The sequence below is a fragment of the Millisia brevis NBRC 105863 genome, from assembly GCF_001552615.1.
Classification (GTDB): Bacteria; Actinomycetota; Actinomycetes; order Mycobacteriales; family Mycobacteriaceae; genus Millisia; species Millisia brevis.
On record NZ_BCRN01000002.1, the window covers coordinates 263,969 to 287,988 of the forward strand.

Annotated in this window: 25 protein-coding genes; 2 read left to right on the forward strand and 23 right to left on the reverse strand. The window is 69.0% G+C overall.

Annotated elements, in window-relative coordinates:
* Positions 1 to 319: 319 nt before the first annotated feature.
* The 6 genes from yajC to MB1_RS03925 all read right to left on the reverse strand — a co-directional run bounded on the left by yajC (position 320) and on the right by MB1_RS03925 (position 5,563).
* Positions 320 to 712 carry a preprotein translocase subunit YajC gene (gene yajC / locus MB1_RS03900; protein WP_066903837.1) on the reverse strand — a complete coding sequence of 131 codons (393 nt, stop codon included), beginning with the start codon at positions 710 to 712 and terminating at the stop codon, positions 320 to 322.
* A gap of 294 nt (positions 713 to 1,006) precedes the next feature.
* Positions 1,007 to 2,050 (reverse strand): Holliday junction branch migration DNA helicase RuvB, encoded by a 1,044-nt coding sequence (gene ruvB / locus MB1_RS03905; protein WP_066904234.1) that lies wholly within the window; start codon positions 2,048 to 2,050, stop codon positions 1,007 to 1,009.
* Between the two features lie 53 nt (positions 2,051 to 2,103).
* The gene (gene ruvA, locus MB1_RS03910) at positions 2,104 to 2,703 is read right to left on the reverse strand and encodes a Holliday junction branch migration protein RuvA (RefSeq protein WP_066903839.1); all 600 of its coding nucleotides are present in this window, start codon (positions 2,701 to 2,703) and stop codon (positions 2,104 to 2,106) included.
* The gene (ruvC, locus tag MB1_RS03915) at positions 2,700 to 3,356 is read right to left on the reverse strand and encodes a crossover junction endodeoxyribonuclease RuvC (protein ID WP_066904237.1); all 657 of its coding nucleotides are present in this window, start codon (positions 3,354 to 3,356) and stop codon (positions 2,700 to 2,702) included. Before ruvC ends, ruvA begins: the two co-directional genes overlap by 4 nt.
* A 121-nt stretch (positions 3,357 to 3,477) precedes the next feature.
* A complete protein-coding gene (locus tag MB1_RS03920) occupies positions 3,478 to 4,233 on the reverse strand; it encodes a YebC/PmpR family DNA-binding transcriptional regulator (RefSeq protein ID WP_066903841.1) in 756 nt (251 codons plus the stop codon).
* A gap of 187 nt (positions 4,234 to 4,420) precedes the next feature.
* Positions 4,421 to 5,563: an LLM class flavin-dependent oxidoreductase gene (locus MB1_RS03925; RefSeq protein ID WP_084350792.1), complete on the reverse strand. Its 1,143-nt coding sequence runs from the start codon at positions 5,561 to 5,563 to the stop codon at positions 4,421 to 4,423.
* Between the two features lie 153 nt (positions 5,564 to 5,716).
* Here MB1_RS03925 and MB1_RS03930 point away from each other — a divergent pair, with 153 nt between their 5' ends.
* Positions 5,717 to 6,241: a hypothetical protein gene (locus MB1_RS03930; RefSeq protein WP_066903844.1), complete on the forward strand. Its 525-nt coding sequence runs from the start codon at positions 5,717 to 5,719 to the stop codon at positions 6,239 to 6,241.
* Between the two features lie 123 nt (positions 6,242 to 6,364).
* Positions 6,365 to 6,700 carry a DMT family transporter gene (locus tag MB1_RS03935; RefSeq protein ID WP_066903845.1) on the forward strand — a complete coding sequence of 112 codons (336 nt, stop codon included), beginning with the start codon at positions 6,365 to 6,367 and terminating at the stop codon, positions 6,698 to 6,700.
* Between the two features lie 32 nt (positions 6,701 to 6,732).
* Here the strand turns inward: MB1_RS03935 and MB1_RS03940 are convergent, their stop codons facing one another.
* The 17 genes from MB1_RS03940 to MB1_RS04015 all read right to left on the reverse strand — a co-directional run bounded on the left by MB1_RS03940 (position 6,733) and on the right by MB1_RS04015 (position 23,707).
* The gene (locus tag MB1_RS03940) at positions 6,733 to 8,661 is read right to left on the reverse strand and encodes a S9 family peptidase (RefSeq protein WP_066903848.1); all 1,929 of its coding nucleotides are present in this window, start codon (positions 8,659 to 8,661) and stop codon (positions 6,733 to 6,735) included.
* 86 nt (positions 8,662 to 8,747) lie between these two features.
* On the reverse strand, positions 8,748 to 9,476 hold the full coding sequence (locus tag MB1_RS03945; RefSeq protein ID WP_066903850.1) for a MerR family transcriptional regulator: 729 nt from the start codon (positions 9,474 to 9,476) through the stop codon (positions 8,748 to 8,750).
* Between the two features lie 28 nt (positions 9,477 to 9,504).
* Positions 9,505 to 10,110 carry a pyridoxal 5'-phosphate synthase glutaminase subunit PdxT gene (gene pdxT, locus MB1_RS03950; protein ID WP_066903852.1) on the reverse strand — a complete coding sequence of 202 codons (606 nt, stop codon included), beginning with the start codon at positions 10,108 to 10,110 and terminating at the stop codon, positions 9,505 to 9,507.
* A 34-nt stretch (positions 10,111 to 10,144) separates the two neighbouring features.
* Complete coding sequence (locus MB1_RS03955) at positions 10,145 to 10,960, reverse strand: acyl-CoA thioesterase (RefSeq protein WP_066904242.1); 816 nt, start codon at positions 10,958 to 10,960, stop codon at positions 10,145 to 10,147.
* 71 nt (positions 10,961 to 11,031) lie between these two features.
* Complete coding sequence (gene pdxS / locus MB1_RS03960; protein WP_066903854.1) at positions 11,032 to 11,976, reverse strand: pyridoxal 5'-phosphate synthase lyase subunit PdxS; 945 nt, start codon at positions 11,974 to 11,976, stop codon at positions 11,032 to 11,034.
* Positions 11,977 to 12,132: 156 nt separating this feature from the next.
* Positions 12,133 to 14,826: an FxSxx-COOH system tetratricopeptide repeat protein gene (gene fxsT / locus MB1_RS03965; protein WP_281189807.1), complete on the reverse strand. Its 2,694-nt coding sequence runs from the start codon at positions 14,824 to 14,826 to the stop codon at positions 12,133 to 12,135.
* A 53-nt stretch (positions 14,827 to 14,879) separates the two neighbouring features.
* Positions 14,880 to 15,212, reverse strand: a complete 333-nt coding sequence (locus tag MB1_RS03975; protein ID WP_066903859.1) for a hypothetical protein — start codon at positions 15,210 to 15,212, stop codon at positions 14,880 to 14,882.
* Between the two features lie 165 nt (positions 15,213 to 15,377).
* The gene (locus MB1_RS24855; protein ID WP_369406847.1) at positions 15,378 to 15,824 is read right to left on the reverse strand and encodes a tetratricopeptide repeat protein; all 447 of its coding nucleotides are present in this window, start codon (positions 15,822 to 15,824) and stop codon (positions 15,378 to 15,380) included.
* Between the two features lie 3 nt (positions 15,825 to 15,827).
* Positions 15,828 to 16,010 carry a tetratricopeptide repeat protein gene (locus tag MB1_RS24860; RefSeq protein WP_084350796.1) on the reverse strand — a complete coding sequence of 61 codons (183 nt, stop codon included), beginning with the start codon at positions 16,008 to 16,010 and terminating at the stop codon, positions 15,828 to 15,830.
* The gene (locus MB1_RS03980; protein ID WP_084350798.1) at positions 16,007 to 16,513 is read right to left on the reverse strand and encodes a tetratricopeptide repeat protein; all 507 of its coding nucleotides are present in this window, start codon (positions 16,511 to 16,513) and stop codon (positions 16,007 to 16,009) included. The genes MB1_RS24860 and MB1_RS03980 overlap by 4 nt, the downstream gene beginning before the upstream one ends.
* A gap of 19 nt (positions 16,514 to 16,532) precedes the next feature.
* Complete coding sequence (locus MB1_RS03985) at positions 16,533 to 17,552, reverse strand: NUDIX hydrolase (protein WP_066904245.1); 1,020 nt, start codon at positions 17,550 to 17,552, stop codon at positions 16,533 to 16,535.
* Between the two features lie 8 nt (positions 17,553 to 17,560).
* Entirely contained in the window at positions 17,561 to 18,685 is a 1,125-nt protein-coding gene (locus tag MB1_RS03990; protein WP_066903862.1) for a glycosyltransferase family 4 protein, read from the reverse strand.
* Positions 18,682 to 19,659 (reverse strand): phosphatidylinositol mannoside acyltransferase, encoded by a 978-nt coding sequence (locus tag MB1_RS03995; RefSeq protein WP_084350800.1) that lies wholly within the window; start codon positions 19,657 to 19,659, stop codon positions 18,682 to 18,684. Before MB1_RS03995 ends, MB1_RS03990 begins: the two co-directional genes overlap by 4 nt.
* A complete protein-coding gene (gene pgsA, locus MB1_RS04000) occupies positions 19,656 to 20,387 on the reverse strand; it encodes a phosphatidylinositol phosphate synthase (protein WP_066903864.1) in 732 nt (243 codons plus the stop codon). The genes MB1_RS03995 and pgsA overlap by 4 nt, the downstream gene beginning before the upstream one ends.
* A gap of 39 nt (positions 20,388 to 20,426) precedes the next feature.
* The gene (locus MB1_RS04005; RefSeq protein ID WP_066903866.1) at positions 20,427 to 21,035 is read right to left on the reverse strand and encodes an ATP adenylyltransferase; all 609 of its coding nucleotides are present in this window, start codon (positions 21,033 to 21,035) and stop codon (positions 20,427 to 20,429) included.
* On the reverse strand, positions 21,028 to 23,130 hold the full coding sequence (gene thrS, locus MB1_RS04010) for a threonine--tRNA ligase (RefSeq protein WP_066903868.1): 2,103 nt from the start codon (positions 23,128 to 23,130) through the stop codon (positions 21,028 to 21,030). The genes MB1_RS04005 and thrS overlap by 8 nt, the downstream gene beginning before the upstream one ends.
* Before the next feature lie 154 nt (positions 23,131 to 23,284).
* The gene (locus MB1_RS04015; protein ID WP_066904248.1) at positions 23,285 to 23,707 is read right to left on the reverse strand and encodes a TIGR02611 family protein; all 423 of its coding nucleotides are present in this window, start codon (positions 23,705 to 23,707) and stop codon (positions 23,285 to 23,287) included.
* Positions 23,708 to 24,020: the final 313 nt, after the last annotated feature.

Genomic DNA, 24,020 nt, shown 5'->3' on the forward strand with positions numbered 1-24,020 from the left:
TGAAGGATGCTTCGGTGGCGACGCTCCCGCACGCGATGGCCTCGCATGCGGGCGTCGTCCGATCGGTTGTCTCCGCCGCCCGGCGTCCGCCGATCGGCCCGGCGAGAAACCGTACTCCGGGTCGACGTCGTATCGGCCGGCGGTCCGGTCCACCGGCGATTCGCCGCGCCGCGGGTCGGACATTCGCGGCGTCGACCCGTGCGGGCGCTGAACTGACCCGTGCGGGCGCTGAACTACCGGAGGGAAGGACAGTGGTTCGACCACCCGATCCCGACGCGCTCGGCCATCCGTGGAGGGCCTGCGCGCGCCGGGGTCGAGGTCAGTTGCCGGGACGAGCCTCGTCGTCGCGGGCCTTGGTCAGCGACGGCGCCGGGGCGTCGTCGGCCGGAGTGACGACGACCTCGTCGACGGTCTCGTCGCCGTCGTATTCGTCGTCTTCGTCTTCATACTCGAAGGCGGACTCGGCGACCTTCTCGCGAATGGCCATCCGCGTCCAGCGGGTGATCACATCGGGGGCGATCTCGAGGTAGACGGTCTCGTCGTCCAGTTCGTCGATGGTGCCGTGCAGGCCGGAGAAGGTCACGACGGTATCGCCGATCTCCAAGCTGCCCTGCAGTTCGGACTGTCGTGCCAGCTCCCGCTTCTGGCGGCGGAACCCGAGAAAGACGGGTAGAAACATCACCGCGAACAGCAGCAGGAGCAGGAATGCCATATCCAGGGCGGGCCTCGCTTTCGACGGGGCTTCACGCGACCCGAAACCGATTGGTCGGGTCCGCGGGCGAAGCCATCAGTTGTGCCATGGCGGGTCGACACCAGCGACCCGCGACCGTGACCAGTGTGCCATCGTCGGGCGACATACCGGCAGCCGACCTCACCGGTGTCGAACCGGTGGATCGCCGGCGCCGGCCGCACGGCGATCAACCATTCGTCGGAGAGCGGTGCCGAGGAGATAGTTGTCACGGCGAGGCTGTGACGCGAATCGTCTGCCATCGCTCCGGCGAATCGACTACTCGAACAATTCCGGTTGGTGGGTGCCGTCGCGGACGGTGATCGAACCGATCTGCAGGTCAGTGGGCGGCACGAGACCGAGGTGCTCCCAGGCTCCGGCGGTGGCGACCCGTCCGCGCGGGGTGCGCGAGACCAGTCCGGCGCGCACGAGGAAGGGCTCGCAGACCTCTTCGACGGTGGCCGGTTCCTCCCCGACGGCCACGGCGAGGGTCGACACGCCGACCGGTCCCCCACCGAAGCTGCGGATCAGCGCGCGCAGCACCGCGCGGTCGAGGCGGTCGAGGCCGAGGCGGTCGACGTCGTAGACCGTCAGCGCGGCGCGTGCGGCGTCGCGGGTCACCACCCCGTCGCCCTGGACCTCGGCGTAGTCGCGCACCCGGCGCAGCAGCCGGTTGGCGATGCGCGGCGTCCCGCGGGAGCGTCCGGCGATCTCCGCCGCACCCTCCGCGTCGATGGTGACCCCGAGGATCGCCGCCGACCGCAGCAGGATGCGCTCGAGGTCGTCCGGCTCGTAGAAGTCCATATGTGCGGTGAAGCCGAAGCGGTCGCGCAGCGGCCCGGTGAGCGCGCCGGACCGGGTCGTGGCCCCGACCAGAGTGAACGGGGCGACCTCCAGCGGGATCGAGGTGGCGCCGGGGCCCTTGCCGACGATGATGTCGACCCGGAAGTCCTCCATCGCCAGATAGAGCATCTCCTCGGCGGGGCGGGCGATGCGGTGGATCTCATCGATGAACAGCACATCGCCCTCGACGAGGTTGCTCAGCATCGCGGCGAGGTCTCCGGCCCGTTCGAGCGCCGGCCCGGAGGTGACGCGCAGCGCCGTGCCGAGTTCGGCGGCGATGATCATCGCCAGGCTGGTCTTGCCCAGGCCGGGCGGCCCGGACAGCAGGATGTGGTCGGGCGCACTGCCCCGCTGTTTGGCGCCGACCAGCACCAACCGCAGCTGTTCGCGCACCCGCGGTTGGCCGATGAAGTCGGTCAACGACTTCGGTCGCAACCCCGCCTCGATATCGCCGTCCTCCGGCACCCGAATCGGCACCATCGGCGCCTCGTCCTCCGAGGGGCCGGGATCGCGGAAGGTACCGGAATGGTCGCTCATCGGGCCGCGCCCAGCTGGGTGAGGGAGGCGCGCAGGACGACGGCGGTCCCGGCACCGGGCTGCTCGGCGAGCACCGCGTCGACGGTCTGCTCCGCGGCGCGGGCGAGGAAGCCGAGCCCGACCAGGGCCTCGACCACCTGGTCGCGCACCGGTCCGCCGATCACACCGCCGGATTCACCGGCATCGGGGCCGGGAACGACGCCGACCTTGTCGCGCAGTTCCACCACCAGCCGGTCGGCGACCCGCTTGCCGATGCCGGGCACCCGCACGAGCGTCTTGATATCGCCGGTCGACAGGGCGGTGCGCAACTGATCCGGTTCCAGGACCGCGAGCGTCGCCATCGCCAGGCGCGGCCCGACGCCGGTGACGGTCTGCAATACCCCGAACAGTTCGCGGGCCTGCGGGTCGGCGAAGCCGTACAGCGTCATCGAGTCCTCGCGCACGATCAGCGTGGTCTCGAGGCGCGCCGACTGGCCGCGCCGCAACCCGGCGAGCGTGGCGGGGGTGGTGTTGATGCGGTAGCCGAGCCCGCCGGCGTCGATGACGGCGTGGTCGAGTCCGATCTCGAGGACCTCACCGCGAATACACGAGATCACGCGCCGCGCACCCCTTTGCTGGTCGGTGTCGCCGCGGCCCCGGTTCGAGCGGCCCGCTCGGCCTCGGTTCGAGCGGCCCGCTCGGCCTTGGTACGAGCGGTGCGCTCGGCGCGCAGCCGGGCCTGGAAGCGACGCTTCTGCTCCGCGGCGGTGGCCTCGGCGGCGGCGAGCCGGGCCATCATCGGCGCGCGCCAGCAGTGGCAGATCGCCAGGGCCAGCGCGTCGGCGGCGTCGGCCGGGCTCGGCTTGGCCTGCAGCGCCAGAATGCGGGTCACCATCTCGGTGACCTGCGCCTTGTCCGCGGAACCATTGCCGGTGACCGCGGCCTTGACCTCGGTCGGGGTATGGAAGGCGACGTCGATACCGCGACGCGCGGCCGCGAGCGCGATCACGCCGCCGGCCTGGGCGGTGCCCATGGCAGTGCTGACGTTGTGCTGGCTGAACACCCGCTCGATCGCCACCGCCTCCGGGTGGTGGGTGTCGAGCCAGTGGTCGACGGCGTCGGCGATGCGCAGCAGCCGCTCCCCCAACGCCATCGACGCGTCGGTGCGCACCACATCGACGTCGAGCGCCGTCACCTTGCGGCCACCGGTCGACTCGACCACGCTCAGCCCGCACCGGGTCAGACCCGGATCGACACCCATCACCCGCACCGGCGCATCCCTCTCGCCCATCACTACGAACTGTTGTTCGAAGCATACGGCGCACGCGTCGACCCGCCCGGTAGGCGGGTGTCGGCGTGCCGCACCGGGCGCGGGCGAGCCGGCTACCGACTCACTCGTCGTCGAGTTCGGCCAGGATCTCGTCGGAGACGTCGACGTTGGTGTACACGTTCTGCACGTCGTCGCTGTCCTCGAGCGCGTCGATCAGCTTGAAGACCTTGCGGGCGCCGTCGGCGTCGACCGCGACGGAGACCGACGCCTGGAAGCCGGCCTCGGCGGAGTCGTAGTCGATCCCGGCGTCCTGCAGGGCGGTGCGCACGGCGACCAGATCGGTGGGCTCGGAGATGACCTCGAAGGACTCACCGAGGTCGTTGACCTCCTCGGCGCCGGCGTCGAGGACCGCGAGCAGGACATCGTCCTCGCTCAGGGCGTTCTTCTCGAGCAGGATGACGCCCTTGCGGGAGAACAGATAGGACACCGAACCGGGGTCGGCCATATTGCCGCCGTTGCGGGTCATCGCGACGCGCACCTCACCGGCGGCGCGATTGCGGTTGTCGGTGAGACATTCGACCAGCACCGCGACACCGTTCGGGCCGTAGCCCTCGTACATGATCGTCTGGTAGTCGGCACCGCCGGCTTCCTCGCCGCCGCCGCGCTTGCGGGCCCGTTCGATGTTGTCGTTGGGTACCGACGACTTCTTCGCCTTCTGAATGGCGTCGTAGAGCGTGGGGTTACCCGAAGGGTCGCCGCCACCCGTGCGTGCCGCCACCTCGATGTTCTTGATCAGCTTCGCGAAGGCCTTGCCACGCTTGGCGTCGATGACCGCCTTCTTGTGCTTGGTGGTGGCCCATTTGGAATGGCCGCTCATGTCCCTGCTTTCGGTCGGACGAATCTGTACACGAGCTCGATCCGCGCGTGATCGAGCGGTGCGTGCGCAATCTGGGGAATGTGCCGATTGATTCTACGCGGACGCCGTGTGGACACGGACACACCACTACCGGCGGGGTACCCGGAAATTTCGGATACCCCGCCGGCAGCGGCGTGCTCGGTCTCGATCAGACGGTCGCCGGAGTGGCGGCGGTCGACAGCGCCTGGTGCAGCAGTTCCAGGGTCCGTACGCGGCCCGGGGTTTCCGTGACCGGCTCGCCGACGCGGGAACCGGCGACCGGGACGACCATCACCTCGTCGACATCGGCGGTGCGCGCCAGGTCGCGGATGCGCTCGGCGGCACCGGTGGGCGCGTCGATGATCCAGGCGCCGCGCATCGCGTCGATCAGCGCTTCGGCGCGGGACGGCATCGGGGTGTTCTGCGCCTGTTCGACCGTTTCGATCGGGGTCAGCGGCAGGCCGGTGCGGATGCGCGCCATCTGCCGCAGCTGCGGCAACGCCCGGGCCTGCGCCTCTTCGACGGTGTCGGCGACGACGACGTTGGTGGTGACGAAGGTATGCGGGCTGTCGATCACGCCGGGCTGGAACTCGCCGCGGTAGATCGCCATCGCCTGTTCGAGCCCGGCGCCGGCGAAGTGGTTGGCAAAGACGTACGGCAGACCCAGCTGGGCGGCCAGACGCGCGGAGTAGTCGCTGGACCCGAGCAACCACAGTTCCGGCACGGTGGCCGCCGCGGGGGTGGCGCGCACCTCGTAGGTCTGACCGTTGCGCAGTTCCAGAGCGGCGCCGTCCCGGTCGACCAGGGCGAGGATGTCGCGCACGTGCTGCGGGAACCGGTCGACGTCGGCGGTCGGGCCGGTGGCGCGCAGCAGCGCGGTGATCACCGGGTCGCTGCCGGGAGCTCGGCCGATCCCGAGGTCGATGCGTCCGGGGGCGATCGCCTCGAGGGCGGCGAACTGTTCGGCGACGACCAGCGGGGCGTGGTTGGGCAGCATGACGCCGCCGGACCCGACCCGGATGCGCTCGGTGATCGTGGCGGCCGCCGCGATCATCACCGGCGGCGTCGAGGCGGCGACGGCGGGCATGTTGTGGTGTTCGGCGAACCAGTACCGGCGGAAGCCGAGCGCATCGGCCAGGCGCACCAGGTCCAGGGACGCCCGAACCGCCTCGGCGCTGGTCTGACCGGAACGCACCGGCACCAGGTCGAGCACGGACACGGCGGGATACGTGAGCGCCGGGGCGCCGGACTGCGCCGCAGCGGTATTCGCGGAATGCGACCCGAGGTCCGAGGTCGCCGACTGTGTGCTCATCCCCCCTTCCAACGCCCCGTGCCCGCTCCCCTATTCCGGATCGGCGACGAAAGTGGAGTCCCACCCGCGCCCCGCGCGGGTAACCGTTCCGGATCGGCGGCGGCATCGGCGTCGGCCGAGGCCGCCAGCGGATAGCAAGGGTATCCTTACTCGATGCAATGGGCCGAGCTCTTCAGCTTCGCGTTGGCATACTCCGGCGTCTTCCTGATCGGATTCGCGTTCATTCTCGGGATGGGAGTTCTGGTGTCCCCCGGTGCGATGTCGCAGGATTACCCGCCGGCGATTCGCGAACGCTACGGGCCGAAAACACAACGCGACCGCATGGTGTCGGCGGTCATGAGCGTCCTGACAACTCTGCTCGTTTTCGGGTCACCGATGTTCGCGATGGCGGCGCTCCGCGACTCCCTCGACGGAACCATCGGATTCCTCGACGGATTCGTTGTCGGCATCTTTGTGCTGTTGGCACTGAATATCTTCGATCTGCTGATCGTCGACTGGCTGGTGTTCTGCACCATCCAGCCGAACCGTCTCGTTCTGCCGGGCACCCGGGGCATGTCGGAGTATCGCGACTACTCCTTCCACTGGAAGGTCCTGGTCCCCCGTCCCATCCCCTGGCCGCTCCTGCTGATCCCCGCATTCGGCGTCTACTGCGGAGTGATCGCACTCATCGTCCGCTGACCGCGGCTCCGTGATTCGGTCCCCGAAGCCGCGCGCACCGCGGCTTCGGGGACCGGATCTCACGGCTTCGGGTGTGGCCGCGGCGGTCGGTTATCGTTCGATCATGTCGATTCGGACCGCTCGATGACGTGGATCATGCTCGGCGCGGCGATCGTGCTCGAGGTGTCGGCGACGCTGGCGTTGCGTGCCTCCGAGGGATTCGCCAAGTGGGGGTGGCTGTTTGTCGTCGCCGGCGGCTACATCGGTGCGTTCACGCTGCTCGCGCTGGTGCTCAAGGCGGGCATGCCGGTCGGTATCGCTTACGGCATCTGGGCGGCCTGCGGGGTCGCGCTCACCGTGGTGCTCGGGGCGCTGATCTTCGGGGAGCCGCTGACCTGGCGGATGGCGATCGGCGTGGCCCTGGTCGGCGCGGGGGTGCTGTTCCTGGAGACCGGCCACCGCGCCGACGCCTCGGGCTGACACCGCCTCGGCCGACCACACCCCTCGGCCGATTACTCGGTGCCGGCTGATAGCTCCGGCCCGGCCGTTCGTCCGCCGAGGTGACGGGCGAGGAAGCGCTCGAGTCTGGTGTACAGCTCGATGTTGCTGTCGGAGTTGATGAACCAGTGCCCTTCGTTCTCGTTGACCAGATAGTCGACCTCGGCGCCACGCGCCCGCAGCGCATCGAAGACCTGATCGGAGTTGCGCCGGTGGACGCGTACATCCCGGGCGCCGTGGATCAGCAGCACCGGTGCGGTGATGTCATCGACCCGGCTGATCGGTGAGCGGGCGAGCATATCGGCCTCGGCGATCGGGTCGTCCGGGTCGCCGATGTACCGCAGGTAGCTGTTGACGACGAGGCGTCGCGCGAACGGGACGACCGAGCGCACCAGGTCGGTGAGGTCGGACATGCCGGTATAGCTGATCGCCGCGGCAAACCGGTCCGGGGTGAACGCCGCCCCGACCAGCGCGGCGTAGCCGCCGTAGGAGCAGCCGTAGATCGCCACCCGCTGCGGGTCGGTGTGGCCCTGCGCGATCGCCCAGTCGACGGCGTCGAGCAGGTCGTCGTGCATGCGGCCGGCGAACTCGCCGATCCCGGCCCGGGTGTGGGCCTTCCCGTAGCCGGTGGAACCGCGGAAGTTGACCTGCAGCACCGCGTATCCGCGGTTGGCGAGCAGCTGGACCTCCGGGTCGTAGCACCAACTGTCGCGGTACCAGGGTCCGCCGTGCACCAGGACGACCGTCGGCAGATTTCGCTGCTCGACCCCGACGGGCAGGGTCAGGTGGCACGGGAGGGTCAGGCCATCGCGGGCGGTCAGCGTGATCGGGGTGACCGGCGCCAGGTCCGTGGGGTCCAGGTGCGGATACGGCCGGAACAGCAGTCGGGCCTGCCCGGTGATGTGGTCGTAGAACCAGGTGACGTTGGGGTCGCGGTCGTGGGTGAAGTCGACCACCCAGCGCAGGCCGGTCCGGTCGCAGGACACCCGGGCGAGGTCACCATCGGAAAGCGCCTCGAGTCGGGGCAGCACCTCCGCGAAATGTGGGTCGAGGGCGTGGATCTCCTGCCGGTCACCGAGGTAGCGGGCACCGAGCAACTCGCCGGTGGTCGGGTGCAGGATCAGGGACGACGGAAAACGCGAATCAGCTTCGGGGCGTGGGGTATCCAGATCGAAGATCGGGTGGCTGTCGACGCCGACCTGTTCGCCCGTGTTCAGGTCGAGGCGGACCAGGCGGGTGCGATCGGAGCCGCGCGACGAGCCGATCCACAGCCCGGCGCCGTCCGGGGTGGGGGCGTTGGGCGATACCCCGAAAATGATGTCGTCGCCGGCGAACCGGGTGATGGTCCGCAGGCCGCCGTCGATCCATTCCGACAGCACATGGTCGCCGTCGGCCTCGACGGTGAAGGCGAGCACCCGTTTGCCGGTGGGCAACCAGGACACGATGTCGCCCGGATTTTCCGCGACGACGGTCAGCGCGCCGGTGCCCGGGTCGAGCTCGTACAGATCGCCGAGGTTGGGGCGCCGCCGATTGAGCTGGACATAGGCGCTGCCCGGCCGATCCACCGGTAAGTGGACGCCGAGCAGGCGGACGCCGGGAAAGGGCGTTACGTCCTCGGCCGGTTCGTCGGGGCGGGTGACGTCGACGCGGTGCAGATGCCAGTTCTCGTCGCCGTCGGTGTCCTGCTGGAACAGCAGGTAGCGGCCGTCGGGGCTCCAGAAGAAGGTGTCGATGTTGCGGCGGCCGTCGGAGGTGACGCGGCGGGCGGTGCCGGCGTCGTCCGTGGTCCAGTCGGAGTCGACGTCGCGCAGAAAGACGTTGAGCCGGCCGCGCCACGGGGCCAGGTAGGCGACGGTTTCGCCGTTCGGGGACAGCAGGGCGCGGCTGCGCACGGGCAGACCGTAGAAGTCTTCGACGGGAATCAGTTTCGGCGCGGTGGTCATCGGGGGCCTCCTCGACGGGGTCGCTGGGTGGGTGTCCCCACTGCACACCCGGACGTCGCGTCGGAGTCAAGCCCGCCGGATGGTCGTCAGGAATCCGGCGCCAATCGCTCCTGCAGAAGCCGCAGGATCCTGCGCTGCGGCGATCCGAGGGCGCCGGCGTTCAGTTCCTCCAGCAGCACCGCGGCCTGCCGAGTCAGGGCGGGCAGGTCGGCGAATCGGTCGACGATCGGCTCGATGGCGGCGGCCAATTCCCCGACCACGGCCTCGATGCCCTCGTCCGGGGTGTCGGCGTCGACGGCGTGGAAGCGGGCGACGAGCTCATCGGGTACCGCCCCGCCCGCGTCGCCCAGCAGGGCGGCGAGGCTCGCCGGGCCGTCCGGGCCGAGGAGGTGGCCGAGCAGGATCATCTGCTCGTGCTCGTACCGGGCCCGCTCCGGCGAGATCCCTTGTCCGGCAGTCGTTCCCCAGGCCGACAGTTCGAGAGGAAGATCGGGCGGGGCCCCGGCGCGGCGGAGCGCGGCGATCGTGGCGCGCCGAGCGGTGAGCTCGTCGATCTGTTCGGCGACCGTGCGGTCGATCTCGTCGAGAAGCCGATCGGCCACCGCCGAATCATCCAGCACCGCAGGCAATGCGGACAGCGGAATGCCCAGGGCGGTCATCCGGCGGATACGCAGCAGCCGGACGAGGTGGCCGACGTCGTAATGCCGATATCCGCCGCCGGTGCGCGGGGGTTCCGCGAGCAACCCGATCTGGTGGTAGTGCCGCAGGGTGCGCACGGTGACGCCCGCCAACTCGGCCAATTCACTGCTGCGCATCCTGCCGCTCCCCCCGGACGTACGCCGATCAGCCGCGCTGGGCCACCAGATCGACGAACTGCCGGTGCAGGCGCCGGTCCCCGGTCATCTCCGGGTGGAACGACGTCGCCAGGACCTGCCCCGAGCGCACCGCGACGATTCGGCCGGCCGCCGGGCCTTCCGCGACGGTGGCCAGCACCTCGACCGCATCGCCGACCCGCTCGACCAAAGGGGCGCGGATGAAGACCGCGCGCATCGGGTCACCCTCGAGACCGGTAACGGCGAGGTCGGCCTCGAAGGAGTCGATCTGCCGACCGAAGGCGTTGCGGCGCACGGTGATATCGATCGCACCGAAGCTGACGGCATCCGGCCGGGTGTCGAGGACCTCGTCGGCCAAAAGGATCATCCCCGCGCAGGACCCGTAGGCGGGCAATCCCTCCGCGAGGCGCTGCCTGATCGGCTCGTACAGGTCGAAGGCCAGCAGCAGGTTGCTCATCGTCGTCGACTCGCCACCCGGCAGGACCAGGCCGTCGACGGCGGCGACCTCGGAGGCCCGACGCACCGGGACCGCGATGGCCCCGGCCGCCTCCAACGCCTCCAGGTGCTCGCGCACCCCGCCCTGCAGGGCGAGCACGCCGATCGTCGGCCCGGTCACGAGGTCTCCCCCGCGCCGACAGTGCTGCCCCGCATCACGAGTCGCGGGCGATTCGGGTCAGACCCTCCTGGGTGACCGCGGCGACCATGTCCCCGGAGCGGTTGTAGATCCGCCCCTGGGTCAGCGCCCGACCGAATCCGGCAGACGGCGAGGTCTGGTCGTAGAGCAGCCACTCGTCGGCGCGGAACGGTCGCAGGAACCACAGCGCGTGGTCGAGCGAGGCCGCCTGGATCTCGACCCCGGGATGCGGCACCCGCGCCGACCCCAGCAGAGTCATATCGCTGAGGTAGGCGAGGGCGCAGACGTGCAGGATGTTGACGTCCGGCAGCTTGCGTCGGTAGCGGATCCACACCCGCTGCTGGGCGGCGAGCCCGGGCAGGGTGCGGGTCTGCTCCGGCGGCACCGGCCGGATATCCCAGTCGGACCACTCCGCCATCCACGTTTCGCGTTCCGCGGCGGGCAGTTCGGCGTAGTCGGGAAGCTCCTCCGGCAGCGGCGCCGGCGGCATCTGGTCCTGGTGACGCAGGCCGCCGTCCTCCGGCACGTGGAACGACGCCTCCATCGTGAAGATGGTCTTGCCGTCCTGGATCGCGTCGACCCGACGGGTGCAGAACGAGCGCCCGTCGCGCATCCGGTCGACGACGTAGACGATCGGTTGCTTGGGGTTGCCGGGCCGGATGAAGTACCCGTGCAGCGAGTGCACCAGGTACTGCTCGTCCGCGGTGCGGGTCGCCGCGACCAGGGCCTGCCCGGCGACCTGCCCGCCGAAGGTGCGCGGCAGATACGACTCGACCGCGATGCCGCGGTAGATGTTCTTTTCGATCCGCTCGAGCTCGAGGATCTCGTCGATCGGCGGATGGTCGACCGCCGGCACGCCGCGGTCGTGGAACCGAGGCTGCTGAGGCTTGTCGGTCTGCTCGGTCACCAGCCACGCTCTGCGAGGCGATGCGGCTGCGGGATGTCGTCGACGTTGATACCGACCATCGCCTCACCCAGACCGCGCGAGACCTTGGCGATCACGTCGGGATCGTCGTAGAACGTGGTCGCCTTCACGATCGCGGCGGCGCGCTGCTCGGGGTTGCCGGACTTGAAGATGCCGGACCCGACGAAGACGCCCTCGGCGCCGAGCTGCATCATCATCGCGGCGTCGGCCGGGGTGGCGATACCGCCGGCGGTGAACAGCACGACGGGCAGCTTGCCGGTACGGGCGACCTCGGCCACCAGTTCGTAGGGGGCCTGCAGTTCCTTCGCCGCGACGTAGAGCTCGTCGGTCGGCAGGGAGGTCAGCCGCCGGATCTGGTCGCGGATCTGGCGCATGTGGGTGGTGGCGTTCGAGACGTCGCCGGTACCGGCCTCACCCTTGGAGCGGATCATCGCCGCGCCCTCGGTGATGCGGCGCAGCGCCTCGCCGAGGTTGGTCGCGCCACAGACGAAGGGCACGGTGAACTGCCACTTGTCGATGTGGTTGGCGTAGTCGGCGGGGGTGAGCACCTCGGACTCGTCGACGTAGTCGACACCGAGCGACTGCAGTACCTGGGCCTCGACGAAGTGGCCGATGCGGGCCTTCGCCATCACCGGGATGTCGACCGCGGCGATGATGCCGTCGATCATGTCCGGATCGCTCATCCGGGAGACGCCGCCCTGGGCGCGGATATCGGCGGGGACCCGCTCGAGCGCCATGACGGCCACCGCACCGGCGTTCTCGGCGATCTTCGCCTGCTCGGGGGTGACCACGTCCATGATCACGCCACCCTTGAGCATCTCGGCGAGGCCGCGCTTGACGCGGGAGGTGCCGGTCTGAGGGGTTGCGTCGTCGGTCGAACCGGCGACGGTGGGGGCGGCGGCAGTGTCTGGGCCGGCGGACATGACGGACTCCTTGTGTGATCGGTGAACAGAACGAGTCTAGGCGGTGCGCGCCGGCGCTCGAACCGACCACCGGCGTCGATTGGCCTCGGCCAGCACCGGACGGATCGGCGGCGGCTTCTCATGGGCGGATGTCAATGCCCGCCGGGCCCGAATCGCCTACGGCGCGCGGCCCTCCCCTTGTCGCTGGGGGTCCTGCTGTCGCTGGGGGTCCAGCCGTCGTTGGGCGGCTTCGAAGCGTTCCCGGGTGGCAGCGGTGATGGGATGCTCCGCTCCGTGGATGCGTGCACTGTCGCGCACGGCGATGTCGAACAGCTCGACCGCTTCGCCGACCCGCCCGGCCGACTCGTGGACCGACGCAAGATTGTTGCGCACGATCAACGTATCGGGATGATCGGGCCCGAGAATCCGATCGCTGTCGGCAAGCGTGCGTTCGAACAGGTCGATCGCTTCGGACCGGCGGCCCGCCGACTCGTAGGCGGAAGCCAGATTGTTACGGGACGACAGCGTATGGGGATGGTCGGCCCCGAGAACCCGCTCCCGGTCGGCGAGCGTGGCTTCGAACAGATCGATCGCCTCCGGCCCGCGCCCCGCCGAACCATAGGCCGACGCCAGATTATTGCGCGCAACCAATGTGCTCGGATGGTCGGATCCGAAGATCCGAGTGCGGTCGGCCAACGTGGACTCGTAGAAGGTGATCGCCTCGCCGATCCGACCCGCGGACTGGTAAGCGGAGGCCAGGTTGTTTCGCGACGACAACGTGAACGGGTGCTCGGCGCCGAGAAGCCTTTCGCCCTCGGCCACAGTGGTCTCCAATAACGCGATTGCCTCGGACCACCGCTCCGCGGTCCGATACGCCGACGCCAGATTATTGCGCGAGATCAACGTGCCCGGGTGATCGACACCGAGGATGCGCTCCCGGTCCGCCAGGGTGGCCGCGAACAAGTCGATCGCCGCCGGCAACCGCCCCGCGGACTCGTAGGTCGAGGCCAAATTGTTCCGCGACGACAACGTATACGGATGCTCCGCACCCAGAACCCGTTCGCTCTCGGCCACCACGCTTTTGAACAAGGCGATCGCCTCGGGTAGCCGACCCGCCGCCCCGTAGGCGGACGCGAGATTGTTGCGTACCGACAACGTGTTGGGGTGGTCGGGCCCGAGAATTCTCTCGCTCTCGGCCAACGCAGCGCGGTGCAGCGCAATGGCCTCCATCACTCGACCGGCCGACTCGTACGCGGCGGCGAGGTTGTTCCGCGAGATCAGGGTATCGGGATGCTCCGCACCGAGAATCCGTTCCCGATCGGCGAGCGTGGCCTCGAGCAGCGCGACCGCCTCCGGCATCTTGTCCGCCGAGGAGTAGGCGGCCGCAAGGTGGTTGCGGGCCATCAGCGCGTCCGGATGGTCGGCACCGAGAAGATACACGGTGGCCTCCTGCGCTCGATGCGCCAACGGAATACCCCGCGCACCGTCGGCAGTCTCGATGAAATGTAGAACCGCTCGGGCGTACAGGCGTGCGGCACGCTCACGAGTATCGGCATCGGCGTCGGAATCGATCAGTCCGGTGGCGAAGACCGACTCGATCTGAGCGACGACGTGCGACCCGAATTGCCGACGGCTCCACGCGTCGTCCGGCCCGACTACCGCACGTTCGACCACGCCGATCGCGGTGGTGACGAGGGAATCGACCGCTTGCCGGTTCGCTCCGGTGTCCACCGAGGAACGCGCCCGTTCGCGCAGGATTCGCGCGACCAGACGATGCATGATCAGCACCTCGCCCGACAGCGACCACGACAGCAACGAGCCGGCCACGATGCGTCCCACCGCGGCGTCGATCACACTCTCGTCGTCCGCGCCCGGCTCGGTTTCAGGGTGTGAGCCCGAGGACCCGACGGCGGTGAGTCCGGCGAGCAGCGAGCGGTCGACCCCGTCCGAAGACAGCATCGCGAACAGTCCCAGTATGCGCCGAATAGCATTGTCCGGAATCGCATTTCCCCCCGGCACACCCTCGACGGTGTCGACTGACAGCAGAATCGAGGCGACCACGGAATGCGGGTAGTCCTGACCGGCGTGACGTTCGAGTGTCGCGGGAAGCGGGCGCTCCCGCAGCCGCCGCAGATAGGCCGAGTAGGTGAGGTTCTGTCCGGTATGGGGGCTGATGGTGGCTGCGGCGACGCTCAGCGCGAGGGGAAGGTGTCCCAGTTCGCCAGCCACGGCCGCGGCTCCGGCGTCGTCATCGAGTCCGGTGGTCGCATCGAGGAACCGGATCGACTGATCCGGTTGGTAGGTATCGACATCCACAGCGACGCCGAGGTGCAGGAACGACCGGTCGACGCTGGTGATCACGATGCGCGCGGGACCGACTCCGGGCAGCAGGGCGCGGATCCGGTTGGGGTCGGTCGCATTGTCGAGAACGATCAGCGCAGCGTCCTCGCGCGACGCCAGATGGTCGCGCAACCGTTCGACCGAGCGGGTGGAGTCACCGTGCGGATCGGCGATGGCGAGTCGTTCGGCCACCCGGACGAGATCGGCGAGGGTCGAGTCGGCGGTCTCGGCGTTGACCCAGGCCACCAGAGGGCATCCGTCGGTGATCCGCGCCCGCGCGTAGGCCGCGGCGACATGCGACTTGCCGACGCCGCGCATGCCGGTCACCACTGCCACGGGTTGCTGCGGATCCGACCACCGGGCCATTTGCTCGATCTGGATGCGTTCGACGAAATGGTGCGGCCGGTCGGGGATCTTTCCGACGACGATCTGCCCTGTTTCCGGTACGGCGGCGGGATGGTGGTGATGGACGCTGTAGGTGACAATGCCGATCGTCTCGGCGACGACCGACCCCTCGGTGGCCGACAGTATGTCGCCGGAGGTTGATCGGCCGGGACGGAATGGCGACTGGCGGCGCGTCCCGGCTAACGAGGGTCCGCGGGCGGCCCGGGTTTCAGGTAGTTGATGATGGAGACGTCCCTGATCTCCTGGGCGACGACCGAGCCGTTGTCCGCGTGCACGTGCGTCCCACCGCCGGTCGGCCTGTCCGGGGGATCGGTAGCAGTTCCGGATTGTCGGCGGTGCAGCCACATCGACGCACCGAAGCTCACGGCGGTCAGGGCCGCCACTGCCACCCAACTCCACGGTTGGTACTCGCCCGACGTCGCCAGGTTGATCATCACGGTGAGGGCGGAGGTGGTCAGCGCAGTCACCGCCGTCGGCGCCAGCACCTGCCGGATCACCGAACCGTCGGCCATGCGGTCACCCTCTCCCCGGCGAATGCTGCGGTCTCGCCGAAAGCCCTGGGACCCGCGCTGACCGGTGCGCTCAGTCTAGGCGCTGTCCGGTAGCGCTCGAACCGACGACCGGCATCAATTGGCCTCGCCGAACAGTCGGCCACCGGCCGACGACGTCCGCCGTCATCACACCTCCCCTGAACCGGAGCCGCACAGTGACGGATCGTGGCCGTTCACCCCACTACCCAAACCAGGAGCGCTTGCGCCCGAATCACTTTCGCCCTTAGCTTGTACCGGGTGGTCGCGGATGGTCAGCGTGTCGGGGTGGTCCGGACCCAGGATCCGACTGCTGTCGACAAGCACTGCTTCGTAGAGCGCGACCGCCTCCGCAATTCGACCCGCGGACTGATAGTCCACAGCCAAAGCACGGCGAATGCTCAAGAACTTCGGGTGGTCGGAACCGAGCGTGCGCTCTCCACGGGCGAGCGTCACCGCATCGAGTGCGATCGCCTCGGAGTTCCTACCCGCTCGGCGGTACGCGTCGGAGAGGTTGGTGCGGGAGGTCAAGGTATCAAGGTGGTCGGGACCCACAAGGCGCTCACGGCTGGAGACCGTGGTCTCCAGCAGCTCGATAGCCTACGGAAGCTGTTCGGCGAATCGATAGGCAACCGCCAGGTTGTTGCGATAGGTCAGCGTCGCGAGATGGTCGGGCCCCCGGATGCCTTCACTGTGGGTGAGCACCGGCTCGTACAGTGTGATCGACTCAGGTAGCCGCCTCGCCGTCAGATACGCGTCGGCGAGCCTGGCTTGCGAGCTCATCGTCTGAAGGTCATCGGGACCCAGAACGCGCCGGAGATCCGCGAGCGTCTCCCGAGCAGAGCGATCGCCTCCGCAACCCGACCGACGGATCGATAGGCGACGGCAAGGTTGTGAGCGGTGGCGAGCGTCTCGGGGTCGTCGGAACCCGGGAACTCTTCGGGATCGCCGAGGAGGGTCTCGTACGGACCGATCGCCTCCCTCGGCCTACCTCCATGCGTATACGCGTAGGCAAGGCCCTTGCACAGGCGCTCGGTGGCAGAGTCCTCGGACTTACCTGCGCGGTTCGAGTCGGAGAGCATCCCTTCGTACAGCGCGATGAGTTCGTCGAACCGCCGAGCGGATCTGTAGGCGTGGACGAGGTCGGCGCGACCGTAGGAGGAACGGCGATCGTCGGGATCCAGATTTCGAGCTGCCTCCGCCTCAGCGCGAATCGCCAGTGGGATAGCCCGGCCGAAGTCACCGATGTTCACAAGTCGACGGATTGCCCTCGACCGCAGAAGCATGGGAAGGTAGACGAATCCGTCACCGAATCGCCCGCACCGCAGGCGGCGTGTGCAGGGCCGCGGCGGTATTGGCCTCCATCAACAGCTCCGGCAGTTCCACGGGGAAGACGGTTTCACCGTTGGCGCTCAACGCGCGCATATCGGCGGCGTCGCACCAGCGGAAGTCGGTGATCGTGCGGACCTCGAGGTCGGTGAACCTGCCGCGGCCGGGTTCGAAGCTCGCGGTGCGCACCACGAAGTAGAGCTCCTCGGAGCGGATCACCTTGCTGTCGAAGCTGAAGGTGGCCACGCGGCGCCAGATCGGCCCGCGCAGTTGGTCGGCGTCGACCTCGAGTTCGGTCTCCTCCCGGATCTCGCGGACGGCGGCCTCGCGCAGGGTCTCCCCCGCGTCGACTCCACCGCCGACGGTGAACCAGAAGAAGACGTCCGGCTTGGCCGGGTCGCAGCCCCGCACGAGCAGCGCGCGGCCGTGTTCGTCGAGGATGACCACCCGTGCCGAGGTGCGGTTGGGCGGCGCGGTCAGCTCGTCGAGGTTGGCGTGTTCGGACAGCTCGAAGTAGGTGGGCCACGGCGCGGTTCCGGCCAGTCTCAGCAGCCGCACGAGGCGCCGTCCGCGCAGGGTGCGGGTATCGCGCACCGCATCGTTGTGGAAACGACGGGCGATCAGCACCCGCGCCTCGGCGTCGCCGAGTTCGGCGGCCAGAGCCGGCTTCAAGGTCGCCTTGTCGATCTTGTCCAGCCGCGCGGACAGGGCGTTCTCCACCTGCTCGCGCTGCTCACGCGAGGCGCGTTCGGCCTGGTCGGCCAGGGCGGTGAGGCTGCGGGCAGCGGTCGGGTCGGCCTCGGCCCGCGCCGACGCGATCGCGCGGGCGACCACCGAACGGCGGGCCAGGGCGGCGTCGAGGGCCTGCCAGGACTGGTCGTAGCGCACGTGCAGCCGGTCGAGGCGGTTGGCGCGGCTGTACGCCCAGAGCGCCAGCAGGATCAGGATCGCGACGAGGATGCCGATGACGATCGCGACGCCGAGCGAGATGGTCAGATCCACCGTCAGGCCTCGACTCGCACGCGTTGGCCGCTGACGGCCACCGTTTCGTAGACCCGGACGATCTGTTGGGCGACCACCGGCCAGTCGTAGGCGCCGACGATGGTGTTGGCGGCGTCGACCAGTTCGGTGCGGCGGCGGTCGTCACCCAACAACTCGACCAATGCGGTACCGAGCGCCCTGCCGTCGCCGACCGGCACGAGCATCCCCGCCCGGCCGTCGCGCAGCACCCGTCGAAAGGCATCGAGATCGGCTGCGACGACGGCGGTCCCGGCGGACATCGCCTCGACCAGCACGATGCCGAAGCTCTCCCCGCCGAGGTTGGGTGCGCAGTAGATGTCGGCGCTGCGCATCGCGGACGCCTTCTGCGCATCGGTCACCTGGCCGAGGAAGCGCAGCCGATCGGCGTGTTTGCCCGCCAGGGACCGCAGTTTGTCCTCGTCGCCGCGCCCGACGACCAGGATTTCCACGTTCGGGTACGCCCGTACCACTTCCGGCAGGGCGCGCAGCAATACCGCCGCGCCCTTGCGGGGCTCGTCGTAGCGACCGAGGAAGAGGACCGTCCGGCCGGGCCGTGGATAGCCCTCCAGCAGCGGAGCGCGGCGAAACGCCGACACGTCGACGCCATTGGGGATCTCGACGGCGTCGGCCCCGAGCGCCTCGACCTGCCAGCGGCGGGCCAGTTCGGAGACCGCGATCCGGCCGACGATCTTTTCGTGGTACGGCCGTAACACACCCTGGAAGGTGCTGAGCACCAACGATTTGGTGGTCGAGGTGTGGAAGGTCGCGACGATCGGGCCCTCGGCGATCTTCAACGCCAGCATCGACAGGCTCGGCGCGTTCGGCTCGTGCAGGTGCAGCACGTCGAAGTCGCCCTCGGTGATCCACCGGCGGATGCGGGCGTAGGTGACCGGACCGAAGCGCAGCCGAGCGACCGAACCGTTGTAGGGGATCGACACCGCCTTTCCGGCGGAGACGACGAAGTCGGGTACCTCGGTGTCGTCGGACACCGGCGCGAGCACGCTGACCTGGTGGCCGCGTTCGATCAACACCCGCGCCAGCTCGACCACGTGCGCCTGAACGCCACCGGGAACGTCGAACGAGTAGGGGCAGACCATGCCGATTCTCATGGCGGTGGGGGGTCTCCCTCGATCCGCCCATCCCCGATCCGCCCATCCCCGATCCGCTCCGCCCCGGTCCCGGCACCTTCGATCCGGGCCCGCCGCTCCTGCGACCAGTCGCCGATCCACAACGGCTGGAGCATGTGCCAGTCGGCGGGATGGGCGGCGATATTGGCGGCGAATCGATCCGCCAACTCCTGGGTGGCCGCCTCGACGCCCCCGGAGACATCGATCGGTTCCTCGATGGTCATCGCCCAACTGCCGGGGGTGAACCAGCAGTGCACCGGCAGCAGCGGAGCCCCGGTCTCGATCGCCAGGCGCGCCGGACCGGCCGGCATCCGGGTCTTCTCGCCGAAGAAGGTCACCGGGATCCCGTGACGGGTCAGGTCACGATCACCGAGCAGGCAGATCACGCCGCCCGCCTCGAGGCGATCGCGCAGCAGTTCGAAGGGCGGCTGCTCGCCGCCCTTCGTGGGGAAGATCTCGAACCCGAGCCCTTCTCGGTATTCGACGAACCGCTGATACAGCAGTTCCGGTTCCAACCGTTCGGCGACGGTCGCGAAACCGCCGTAGGTCTGGGCGAGCCAGACGCCGGCGATGTCCCAGTTGCCGCTGTGCGGCAGGACGAGGATCGCGCCCTTGCCGGCCGCGACCGCCTCGGCGATCCGCCCCCGCCCGGCGATGAGCGGTTCGACATCGGCGGCGGTGCGGGCGAGATCCATCCTCGGCAGCCGGAAGGCCTCGCGCCAGTAGCGGGCATAGGAGCGCACGCTCGCCCGCATCAGATCGGCGGGGACATCGGCCGGGTCGCAGCCCAGCACGCGGGCGAGGTTGCGACGCAGCTGCGCCGGACCGCCGCCGCGCCGGGCGATGACGTCGGCGACCGCGTCGAACGCTCCCACGGCAACCGACTCGGGCAGGGCTCCCACCACCCGCCACCCGGCGAGATATCCGTATGCCTCGAGCCGTTGTCCGACTGTCACGGTCCTTCGCGATCCTCACCGTCGGTGGTACCGACATCGTGTACGCCGTCGGTGGTACCGACATCGTGGGCAGCGTCGGCCGGGGCCGACTTCGGGATGACCTCGCGGGCGCCCGGCGAGCGCCGGACCGCGAGAATCCGTTGGAACACGGTCACGATACTGGCGGCGGCCAGCGGCCACATCGCCACGTCGATGGCGTGTTCGAGCCAACCGATGCCGAGCAGGAACGCCAGGCCGGTCAGCCCGGCGCCGACCAGCACGATCACCAGCCGATCGGGACGTTCGATCCAGCCGCCGTCGGCGGACAGCCCGCTCGCCTCGGCGCGCGCCTTGACGTACGAGATCACCTGCGAGGTGACCAGGCAGATCATGGTGGCCACGAAGAGCCACCGGTCCTCGCGGGCGTAGACCGCCCACCACCCGAGGCCGGCGAAGATCGCGCCGTCGGCCAGCCGGTCGCAGGAGGCGTCGAGGACCGCGCCGTACTTCGTTCCGCCGCCGCGGGCGCGGGCCATCGCGCCGTCCATCATGTCGAACATGACGAACAGCGCGATCACCAGCGCACCCCAGAACAGCTGACCGGCCGGGAACAGCCACAGGGCCGCGGCGATCGTGCCGATGGTGCCGATGACGGTCACGACGTCGGGGGTCAGCCCGGACCGCAGCAGCACCGCTCCGATCGGCGTGGTGACCTTGCTGACGGCCTCGCGGCCGAAGAAACTCAACACAGCACTTCCCGATGTTCGTGCATCACTGCCGCTCTCGCATCACACCGTCGTCCAGGCGTCGGCGAGCAGGCCGCGCGTATCGCGCAACAACTGCGGCATCACCTTCGCTTGACCGATCACCGTGATGAAGTTCGCGTCGCCGCCCCAGCGCGGGACGACGTGCTGATGGAGGTGCTCCGACAACGAGCCTCCCGCGGGGGCGCCGAGATTGAGCCCGACGTTGAAGCCGTGCGGCCGCGATACCGCCTTGATCACCCGGATGGCGCGCTGGGTGAACGCCATTAGTTCGTGGCTCTCCTGCTCGGTGAGGTCCTCGAGGTTCGCCACTCGCCGGTAGGGCACCACCATCAGGTGGCCCGGGTTGTACGGGTAGAGGTTGAGTACCGCGTAGACCCATTCGCCGCGGGCGACGATCAGCCCGTCCTCGTCGGCCATCTTGGGGATCGCCGTGAACGGCTCCTCCTGCGGGCCGTCGTCGGCGGCCGTCGGGGCGGAGGTGATGTAGGACAGTCGATGCGGCGACCACAGCCGCTGCAGCCGGTCCGGGTCACCCACCCCGGTGTCGACCACCGCGGCGTCCTCGACGGCCCCGGCGTCCCCCGGTATCCGACCGTCGGGGGATCCGCCGTCGACCCGCGCGTCAGTCATCGTCCGCCGCAACCCCGTTCGCTACCGCTTCGACCGGCTCCGGGCCGCTCGACAGGAAGGTGGACGCGCTCGGCGAGACGTTGGTGCGCGCGGAGATCCAGTCGGAGATCGCGGTGACCGCCTCGTCGACGGGAACCCCGTTGAGTACCGAACCGTCGCGGAAGCGGAAGCTCACCGCGGCGGCGTCCCGGTCCTGCGCACCCGCCAGCAGCATGAAGGGCACCTTCTGGGTGGTGTGGGTGCGGATCTTCTTCTGCATGCGGTCGTCCCCGGCATCGACGCGGGCGCGCACGCCCCGGTCGCGCAGTCGGGCGATCACCGTGTTGAGGTGTGGCACGAAGTCCTCGGCGACCGGGATACCGACGACCTGCTCGGGCGCCAACCACGCGGGGAAGGCGCCGGCGTAGTGCTCGGTGAGCACGCCGAAGAAGCGCTCGATCGAGCCGAAGAGGGCGCGGTGGATCATCACCGGGCGGTGCTTGGCGCCGTCGGAGCCGGTGTACTCCAGGCCGAAGCGTTCCGGCAGGTTGAAGTCGAGCTGGATGGTCGACATCTGCCAGGTGCGGCCGAGGGCGTCCTTGACCTGCACCGAGATCTTGGGGCCGTAGAAGGCGGCGCCGCCCGGGTCCGGGACGAGGTCGAGCCCGGACTCGCGGGCGACCTCGGCGAGGGTCTCGGTCGCCTCTTCCCATACCTCGTCGGAGCCGACCGACTTGTCCGGGTTGCGGGTGGACAGCTCGAGGTAGAAGTCGTCGAGACCGTAGTCGCGAAGCAGGTCCAGCACAAACTCCAGCAGCGACCTCAGCTCGCCGCGCATCTGCTCCTTGGTGGTGTAGATATGCGCGTCGTCCTGCGTCATACCCCGCACCCGGGTCAGCCCGTGGATGACGCCGGACTTCTCGTAGCGGTAGACGCTGCCGAACTCGAACAACCGCAGCGGCAGTTCCCGATACGACCGTCCGCGCGCGGCGAAGATCAGGTTGTGCATCGGGCAGTTCATCGGCTTGAGGTAGTAGTCCTGGCCGGGTTTGCGGACGGTGCCGTCCTCGTTCAGCTCCTCGTCGAGGTGCATCGCCGGGAACATGCCCTCGCGGTACCAGTCGAGGTGACCGGAGACCTCGTAGAGGTGGCTCTTGGTGATGTGCGGGCTGTAGACGAACTCGTAGCCGGCGTCGATATGCCGGGCCCGCGAGTAGTCCTCCATCTCCTTGCGGATGATGCCGCCCTTGGGGTGGAAGACCGGCAGCCCGGAACCGAGCTCGTCGGGGAAGCTGAACAGATCCAGTTCCGCACCGAGCCGGCGGTGATCGCGCCGCTCCGCTTCGGCGAGCAGCTCCAGATACCCGTCGAGCGCCTCGGTCGACTCCCACGCGGTGCCATAGATGCGCTGCAGGTCGGCGTTGTCCTGATCACCGCGCCAGTACGCGGCGGAGCTGCGGGTGAGCTTGAACGCCGGGATGTACTTGGTGGTGGGGATATGCGGGCCGCGGCACAGGTCGCCCCATTCGCGCTCTCCGGTGCGCGGGTTGAGGTTGTCGTAGGCGGTCAGCTCGCCGCCGCCCACCTCCATGACCTCGGGGTCGTCGACGCTGGACTTGTCGTCGATCAGCTCGAGCTTGAACGGCTCGTTCGCCAATTCCTCGCGAGCCTGTTCGATCGAGTCGTAGACGCGTCGGGAGAACCGCTGGCCGCCCTTGATGATCTGCTTCATGCGCTTCTCGAGCGCGGTCAGATCCTCCGGGGTGAACGGCCGGGCGACCTGGAAGTCGTAGTAGAAGCCGTCGGTGATCGGCGGGCCGATGCCGAGCTTCGCCTCCGGGAAGAGGCTCTGAACCGCCTGCGCCAGCACATGCGCGGCGGAATGCCGGATGACGCTGCGCCCGTCCTCGGAGTCGGCACGTACCGCGTCGACCTCGACGTCGACCTCCGGCGCCCAGGACAGATCCCGCAGCCGGCCGTCGTCCTCACGCACCACGACGATGGCCTCGGGCCCCTTGTTGGGCAGCCCCGTTTCGCGCAGCGCGGTGCCGGCGGTAGTCCCGGCGGGAACCTTCACCCGTTCGGCACCGGTAGTTGCTGCTGCGGCTGTGACCACGAGGATCGTCGCTCCTTTGCTGAAATACTGGGGTCGTCCCGGCGCTCGACAACGGCCGCAAGCGGCCGCGACGAGACATACCGGGGACTGGCTACCCGAACAGCCTATCGACCGACCGATCGCCGACGTACGCCGACGGGCCGCGAACCGGTGGTCAGAGCCAGGGAAGCGGGCTCTGCAACCAGGACTGGTCGAGCCCGACCCAGCGGGCGACCATGCCGACCGCCCCGAGCAGCCACAGCGTCAGCACCACGACGGCGCAGGTGAACAGGGCGCCGAAGCCGCGGACCAGCAGGCTCTGACGCAGATACCAGCCCATGACGATCTCGTACTTGCCACGTACCCAGTGCAGTACCGACTGCGCCCAGTCGAACTCGGAGGCGAGGATGCCGAGGCCGGTGAAGACGATCAGCCAACCGGGACCTGGATACGGGATGGCGACGATGCCTATACACACGACGATCGTGCCGATGATCCCGACCATCATCCGGAAGATCCTCAGGGTCGCCGGCTTGCTCTCGAGGTCGGCTCGCCACGAGCGATAGCGGACGATCAGCCCGCGGTGACGACTGTCCACCCGCTCCGTGGCACCGGTATCCGCAGTCCCGCCGTCGGATTTGTCGGTTGTGGCCACCGGCACCTCCTCGGTCTCCCCTATTCTTCGGACGAATCGTCGGTCAATTCGCCCGTATCCGTTGCCATCGACACTACCCGGGGCGACCCCCGCGACCGGCACCCGCCGAGACATCCGTCCGATTCGTCACGAATCGTTCACCAGCGTTCTCCTGGCCGCCGAACGATCCGGGGTACACCCGCTCGAGCCGCCACGTCACCGGCCGTTGGCCCCCTCCTTTCGGACATACCTTTCACCCGGGCCCGGCCGCTTCGAC